Below are 6,666 nucleotides of genomic sequence, written 5' to 3'. Positions count from 1 at the left end.
TTTTTTGGTTTTAATCAGGTGAAAGCACAGGATGACCTGGATAAATTGCTTGAAGCTGGTATAAGCGATGCCAACCTTTTAATTGAAGGTTATGTAGACCCATTTATGAAAGGGTTTGGTACTAGCCTGGGAAGTGGCTGGTACAATACGGCCAAAGCCCATAAATCAGCAGGGTTCGATCTCACAGTAACGGTTAATGCTGCATATGTGCCTGATAAAGACTTGTTTTATGATCTTAACGCTCTGAATCTTTCTTCTAACATTACTTATGATAAGAATCAGGCACCTACAATCTTCGGTACAAAAGATGTACAACAGATTCCTACTTATACGGTTACTGATCCTAATACTAATGAGAGCGCCTCATTTGATGCTCCTGAGGGGCTGGATTTGAAAGAAGAGATTGGAATGCAGGCCGTTCCGGTACCTATGGCGCAGTTAGGTGTAGGTATAATCAAAAATACGGATATTAAAATCAGGTGGACCCCGGAGATAGATATAGATGATAATGGTACATTCAAACTCATAGGGTTTGGTATCATGCATGATGTTAAACAGCATATCCCAGGGATAAAAAACCTGCCCTTTGATCTGTCGGCCTTTGTAGGCTACACCAGTGTTAGCACCGAGGTGGCATTTGATGAAGAAGTAAACGCAGGTAGCGGAGGTGTTAGTACCACTAACGGTTTGGGAGTGTTTGACGTTAATACACTTACTGTTCAGGGTATCATCTCTAAAAAGTTTTCAGTGCTTACCCTGTATGGTGGCTTAGGCTTTAACCGTGTAAGGTCAGAACTGAAACTAAAAGGGGATTATGTGGTTACTGATGATTTTGGTGTTGTGGATGAAGTATATAAGGATCCTATTGATCTTTCATTTAAAACCGGAGGCCCGCGCATGACAGCAGGTATGCGTTTGAAGCTGGCTATCTTTACGCTACATGCCGATTATACTGTTCAGAAATACGATGTCCTAACTGTAGGGTTTGGCTTTAGTGTAAGGTAAGCAGACAGAAATATAAATCACAAAAAGAGCTGCTTCAAAATGAGGCAGCTCTTTTTGTTTTCCTTCTTTTATTGGGGCAAGGATAAAACCTGAGCAGTGAGTGAATCGGAAATGCAAGAACCCTCAACGCAAAGCTTACCTTTGAAATAAGATAAAAACTGCACCTATTGCTATTTCACTCCAGTTTGCCAACTGCTTTTGCCTATTGCTACTCACAACAGGCTGTCAAACACAAGGGCAAAAGTTGGTGTCTCACCCGAAATTCCGATGATCCCTTTATTTTCCTTTGTATTCAGGTTTTCTCTTCTCTATAAATGCCTGCATTCCCTCAGTCTGGTCCTCGGAAGCAAAAGTCAGGTAAAAGTTCTTACGTTCAAAAGTCAGCCCTTCATCGAGGTGTGTTTCGAATGACCTGTTTACAGATTCTTTGGCAAGCTGAGCAGCTATAGGGGACATCTGCGCAATTTCCTCTGCCAGTTTTGTGGCTTCATACATATACATCTCAACCGGCACTACTTTGTTTACCAGGCCATATTGCATGGCTTCTTCTCCTGAAATGAACCTGCCCGTCAGTACCAGTTCCATTGCTTTTGCTTTTCCGATGGCCTTTGTTAATCGCTGTGTGCCACCGGCTCCAGGCATTACACCAATTTTGATTTCAGGTTGTCCGAACTTGGCAGTTTCAGAGGCTATGATCATGTCGCATGTCATGGCCAGTTCGCAGCCTCCGCCCAGGGCAAAGCCGGATACTGCTGCTATCAGAGGCTTTTTAGTTTTTCTGATCTGGTCCCACGTGCTGAACTGGTCTATTTTTAGCATGTCTACCGCAGATTTTCCCGCCATTTGCTTGATATCGGCTCCTGCAGCAAAGGCTTTTTCATTTCCGGTGATGATGATAGCCCTCACCTTGTCGTTGTCGTCCAGGGCTTTCAGTGTATCTCTTAGTTCTCCCATCAATTGCAGGTTAAGGGCATTAAGCTCCTTCGGCCTGTTGAGTTCGATAAGGGCAATGTAAGGTTTATATTCAGGGGTTACTTTTATGAATTCCATTTTATTTGTTAGGCTTTAGTTCAAAGCCGCAATAAAATGAAAAGCCGCCTTTTTTCAAAAGGCGGCTCCAACTAACCATACTAAACAGGTGAGTAAAAAGTGCTATGTTACTGTTATATACCAGAGGCTTTTTGGAAGTAACCATTCTTTTGTTTCTTTTGTTGAAATTATTATTATCAAATCATTGTATTACAGTTATTATTGATGTAGTAGCTGTTAGGTATTAACAGTCAATAGTTGAGCAACAAATAATTAAATGTCATGATAAAAGTACTTTTCGTATGCCTCGGCAACATTTGCAGGTCACCACTTGCCCAGGGTTTAATGGAAAAGAAAATTGATGAGCTGGGCCTTAGCGAACAGATAAAAGTAGATTCGTGCGGCACCAGTCAGTACCACATTGGGGAGCAACCTGATGAGCGTACATTGCAGAATGCTTTAAAGAATGGATTAAAACTAAATCATGAAGCCCGGCAATTTTCTAAAAAAGATTTCAGGGCCTTTGATTATATCGTGGCCATGGATAAGGCAAATATGGAATGCGTCCGACGGCTTGATCAGACCAATGAATTTTCTGATAAATTTACGCTTATCAGAGATTTTGATTCGATAGATAAAGGGGCCGATGTGCCTGATCCCTATTTCGGAGGGGAAGAGGGCTTTCAGCATGTTTACCTGATTTTGCAACGCAGTGTAAATGAGTTTTTAAATCAGGTAATTCAAAAGCATGGTCTGAAAGTGTCAATAAGCTAAGGGGCTATCAAGGCCCTGTAGTTATTTCTTGATATCTGTTCGAGCAATATTCGTTGGTCGTTCCTGTATTTATTCAATATTTCCTGAGCGTAATTTTTGACAGTTATCAGTTTTAGCCCAGTGTTGTACCTGATATCAAAGTGTGACTTTAACGATTCCAATAGCCTTTCTAATTTGTTAAACTCATAGTCCACCACAATAGAGAATGAAATGGCCGAGTTTTGCATGATGTTTATCTTCATGTCAATCTCCGAAAGACTTTTGAATATCAGGCTCAGGTTTTCTTCATTAATAAAAGTATAATCAATCACCTTAAAGGATACCAGGCACTGGTCATTTTTGATGATTATAGTCGGAGGCAGCACTTTTAGCTTGCAATCATGTATGATAGTGCCGGGTTCGTCCGGGTGGTCAAAGCTCCTAACATAAAGTGGAATACCTTTGTTTGCTAATGGTTTGATCGTTTTTGGATGAATGACTGATGCGCCATAGTACGTCATCTCAGCGGCTTCTTTGTAAGGAAGTTCATCAAACAGAATGGCATCAGGGATCACTTTTGGATCTGCATTCAGGATGCCAGGTACATCCTTCCAGACGGTTACGGACTCAGCAGTGAGGCAGGAGGCAAAAATAGCAGCGGTAAAATCCGAGCCTTCGCGCCCCAGTGTAGTGGTGAAGTTATTTTCCGACCTGCCGATGAAGCCTTGGGTTATGAGTATATTGTCTTCGGCCTTTTGCGCTATGTCATGTCTTATCAACTCCTCTGTCAGCCTCCAGTCGATCCGACCCTCTCTGAAATTATTGTCTGTTCTTATGTATTCCCGTGCATCCAGCCACTCAGCATTGCAATTCTTTTTGTTAAGGTATGCCGCTATGATCCTTGTAGAGATTAGCTCTCCCTTAGAAACAATCTGATCATAAAGCTGGTTATACTCGTAGTTCTGAACAAGCTCGTGGCGGAGGTCATCAAAAATTTCAGAGACGGTCGTGAAGATAGAGTCATTCTCGTCAAAAAGTTCAGAACATATTGTGTGATGGTAGTTGTATATCGTTCCAATCTCTTCTTCCGTATCGCGATTATTGAGTTTGGCGGCTATTACAGCTTCCAGTGCATTGGTAGTTTTGCCCATTGCAGAAATTACCACCACTAGTTTTTCACCAGAATGGTTACTGATTATGTTACACATATTTCTGATGGCATCTGCATTTTTAACGGATGCTCCCCCGAACTTAAATACTTTCATATCGCAATCGATTGAATAATAATTTTATGCTAAATTTGCCCTCAAAATAGCAGTTAAAATTTCACATATTAAAGCCTTTACCAATTTATGGAGGATTCTCGCATAGCCTTACCCATAGGCACCACCCTGGATAGATACATAAAGAAAAAACAAGATGAGTTTCAATATGCTACCGGTGAACTGTCGCAGTTGCTGCGTGACATCGCTCTTGCCGGAAAAGTAGTAAACAGGGAGATCAATAAAGCCGGCCTGATCAATATAGTAGGGCCTATCGGGGCGCAGAATGTACAAGGTGAAGACCAGCAAAAGCTTGACGTATTGGCCAATATTCGGTTTATCAGGGCACTTACCAAGGGCGGAGAGGCATGTGCAATTATTTCTGAGGAAGACGAAGAAATAACCGATCTCAGCAATGACGGAAAATATGTAATTGCCATCGATCCGCTTGACGGGTCGTCCAATATAGATGTAAATGTGTCCATAGGCACCATATTTTCGATTTACCGCCGGGTTACTCCTGTGGGTACACCAATTACCAAAGAAGATGTTATGCAGAAGGGCAAAGAGCAGGCTGCTGCCGGGTATCTGCTGTATGGATCTTCAACCATGCTGGTATATACTACCGGGCATGGAGTTAATGGCTTTACTTATGAGCCCTCTCTGGGAGAATATTTTCTCTCACACCCTAACATGAACATCCCGGAAGATGGTAAGATATATTCGATCAATGAAGGGTCGTATAATAGCTTTTCAGTGCCTGTAAAGAATTATATAAACTTTTGCAGGGAAAATACTTATTCAGGAAGGTATATTGGCTCTCTGGTAGCCGATTTTCATAGAAACCTTCTTAAAGGAGGCATTTATATGTATCCTCCAACGGCGGCTTCTCCCAATGGAAAACTAAGATTGCTGTATGAATGCAATGCGCTGGCATTTATCGTTGAGCAGGCAGGAGGTGCAGCATCTACGGGTGAACAACGCATCCTTGATCTACAGCCTGAGGAGCTGCATCAAAGGGCACCGCTGTTCATAGGTTCAAAAAATATGGTCAATAAGGTTGAAGAATTTTACAGAGGCTAACTGCTGTATTTTCTTCGTGTAACTACCTTTTGCAACTCCCGCTGGACTATGAGGTCAGCCAGCTTTGAGGCAATATTATCAGGGTGCTCGACAGTTAATACTTGCTTGACTTTGCTTTCACTGATATCTATGCGATACAATGCATTTAGCAATCGGGTCATATCACGATCGAGCAGATAATTAATTACCGGGACTAATAGCTTCTTTAAATCATCAACAGAGGCTATAGGTCCCGGTAAGGCATCCTTCTCCAGCGAAAGGTCTTTTTTTATTAAACTGACGGTTTGAAGAACGTCGTTTGAAAGCATTATTCAGGTTTTTCCTTTTTCGTCCCCTTGGCAGGCTTCTCCTTTTTTTCTTCTTTTTCTTCAGGCTTCTCTTCAAGAAGTTCAGGAGCATTTTGTTTCAGCGCATTGTACCAGTTAATCACTTTTTTGATATCTGAAACATAGACACGCTGAGGGTCATAATCAGGAATAATGTGCTTGATGAAGGCTTTTAACTCATCAGGTTCAGAGGTGGGAGTGACGCCCAGGTCTCCGTTAAATTCTTTGTTTATTTGTCTGAATACATCCTCTAGAGGTCTTGATCCTTCCTGATCGGTTGTGTAGATCGAGATATCACTCAGTACAGATATCCTTTGGGTAGCACTGGCTACCAGCTTTTGTTTTTTATCGTCTAATGACTCCAGAATTACCCCTGTTCTTGTAGGCTTTACTATCTTGAAAAGCCCACCTTTACCGGCTACAGATGCGATGTCACTATATTCCATATTTTAAATTCTTTTTTAAATTTTGAACCTCAAAGCTACTTAATATTTTATTATTTACTAGCAGATATCAGGCCATCTATGTAATTCAGCACGTCCTCTTTTCCTGTGCCTGTCTGCGATGAAGTTGTCAGCATATGGGGTAGTTTTTCCCAGTATTTAAGCAGGTGCTTTTTGTACTTTGCCACGGATGACTGTGTCTTGTTCTTTGACTGTTTATCCGCCTTGGTAAAGATTATAGCCATGGGGAGGCCTACTTCTCCAAGCCAGTTAATAAACTCCACATCTATGGGCTGAGGAGTTAGCCTGGAGTCTACCAGCACAAAGATGCAAACCAGGTTTTTCCTGGTAATAAGGTAGTCGTGGATCATGGCTCCCCATTTCTCCTTTTCTGTTTTGGCTACTTTGGCCCAACCGTACCCCGGTAAGTCCACTAAATACCAATTGTCATTGATCAGAAAGTGGTTGATTAATTGTGTTTTTCCGGGTTTACCGGAAACCTTAGCCAACTTTTTATGGTTGGTTAGCATGTTAATTAGCGATGATTTGCCGACATTCGAGCGGCCAATGAAGGCAAATTCGGGAAAATCGCCCTCAGGACACTGGTTATGATTGCTACTGCTGGTAACAAAGTCTGCTTTGGTGATTTTCATTATATAAGGATATGGTTACGAAAAATAGAAACATTTAGCTATATTTAGTAGCTAAACAGTAACCTTGTATTTTTTTAGTGTTAAAGTAATACTTCAATTCAATTTTAAATAT

8 protein-coding genes are annotated in these 6,666 nt (G+C 41.5%); 3 read left to right on the top strand and 5 right to left on the bottom strand.

What is annotated here, in order from left to right; all coding sequences use genetic code 11:
* Positions 1-1,005: DUF6588 family protein (locus tag E1163_RS30375; RefSeq protein ID WP_185155947.1), on the top strand; the 1,005-nt coding region annotated here is incomplete at its 5' end.
* Between the two features lie 276 nt (positions 1,006-1,281).
* On the opposite strand, the gene E1163_RS03620 is transcribed toward E1163_RS30375, so the two are convergent.
* Entirely contained in the window at positions 1,282-2,055 is a 774-nt protein-coding gene (locus E1163_RS03620; protein ID WP_155169547.1) for an enoyl-CoA hydratase-related protein, read from the bottom strand.
* 261 nt (positions 2,056-2,316) lie between these two features.
* On the opposite strand from E1163_RS03620, the gene E1163_RS03615 reads away from it, so the two are divergent.
* Complete coding sequence (locus E1163_RS03615; protein WP_155169545.1) at positions 2,317-2,808, top strand: low molecular weight protein-tyrosine-phosphatase; 492 nt, start codon at positions 2,317-2,319, stop codon at positions 2,806-2,808.
* On the opposite strand, the gene E1163_RS03610 is transcribed toward E1163_RS03615, so the two are convergent.
* Positions 2,805-4,052, bottom strand: coding sequence for an aspartate kinase (locus E1163_RS03610; protein ID WP_155169543.1), 1,248 nt, complete (start codon positions 4,050-4,052; stop codon positions 2,805-2,807). The two genes, E1163_RS03615 and E1163_RS03610, sit on opposite strands and share 4 nt — an antisense overlap.
* Positions 4,053-4,139: 87 nt before the next feature.
* Between E1163_RS03610 and fbp the strand changes: the two genes are divergently transcribed.
* Complete coding sequence (fbp, locus tag E1163_RS03605; protein WP_155169541.1) at positions 4,140-5,132, top strand: class 1 fructose-bisphosphatase; 993 nt, start codon at positions 4,140-4,142, stop codon at positions 5,130-5,132.
* Here fbp and E1163_RS03600 read toward each other — a convergent pair.
* From E1163_RS03600 to yihA, 3 genes are read right to left on the bottom strand one after another with little or no spacing between them, the layout of a single operon-like run.
* Positions 5,129-5,440: a hypothetical protein gene (locus E1163_RS03600; protein WP_155169539.1), complete on the bottom strand. Its 312-nt coding sequence runs from the start codon at positions 5,438-5,440 to the stop codon at positions 5,129-5,131. The two genes, fbp and E1163_RS03600, sit on opposite strands and share 4 nt — an antisense overlap.
* A complete protein-coding gene (locus E1163_RS03595; RefSeq protein WP_155169537.1) occupies positions 5,440-5,904 on the bottom strand; it encodes a DUF5606 family protein in 465 nt (154 codons plus the stop codon). Before E1163_RS03595 ends, E1163_RS03600 begins: the two co-directional genes overlap by 1 nt.
* 50 nt (positions 5,905-5,954) lie before the next feature.
* Complete coding sequence (gene yihA, locus E1163_RS03590; RefSeq protein WP_155169535.1) at positions 5,955-6,554, bottom strand: ribosome biogenesis GTP-binding protein YihA/YsxC; 600 nt, start codon at positions 6,552-6,554, stop codon at positions 5,955-5,957.
* Positions 6,555-6,666: the final 112 nt, after the last annotated feature.

Source organism: Fulvivirga kasyanovii, from assembly GCF_009711405.1.
In the GTDB taxonomy this organism is placed as follows: domain Bacteria; phylum Bacteroidota; class Bacteroidia; order Cytophagales; family Cyclobacteriaceae; genus Fulvivirga; species Fulvivirga kasyanovii.
Note: the sequence above shows the minus strand (reverse complement) of the source record. Positions and strands in the feature narration are given on the sequence as shown.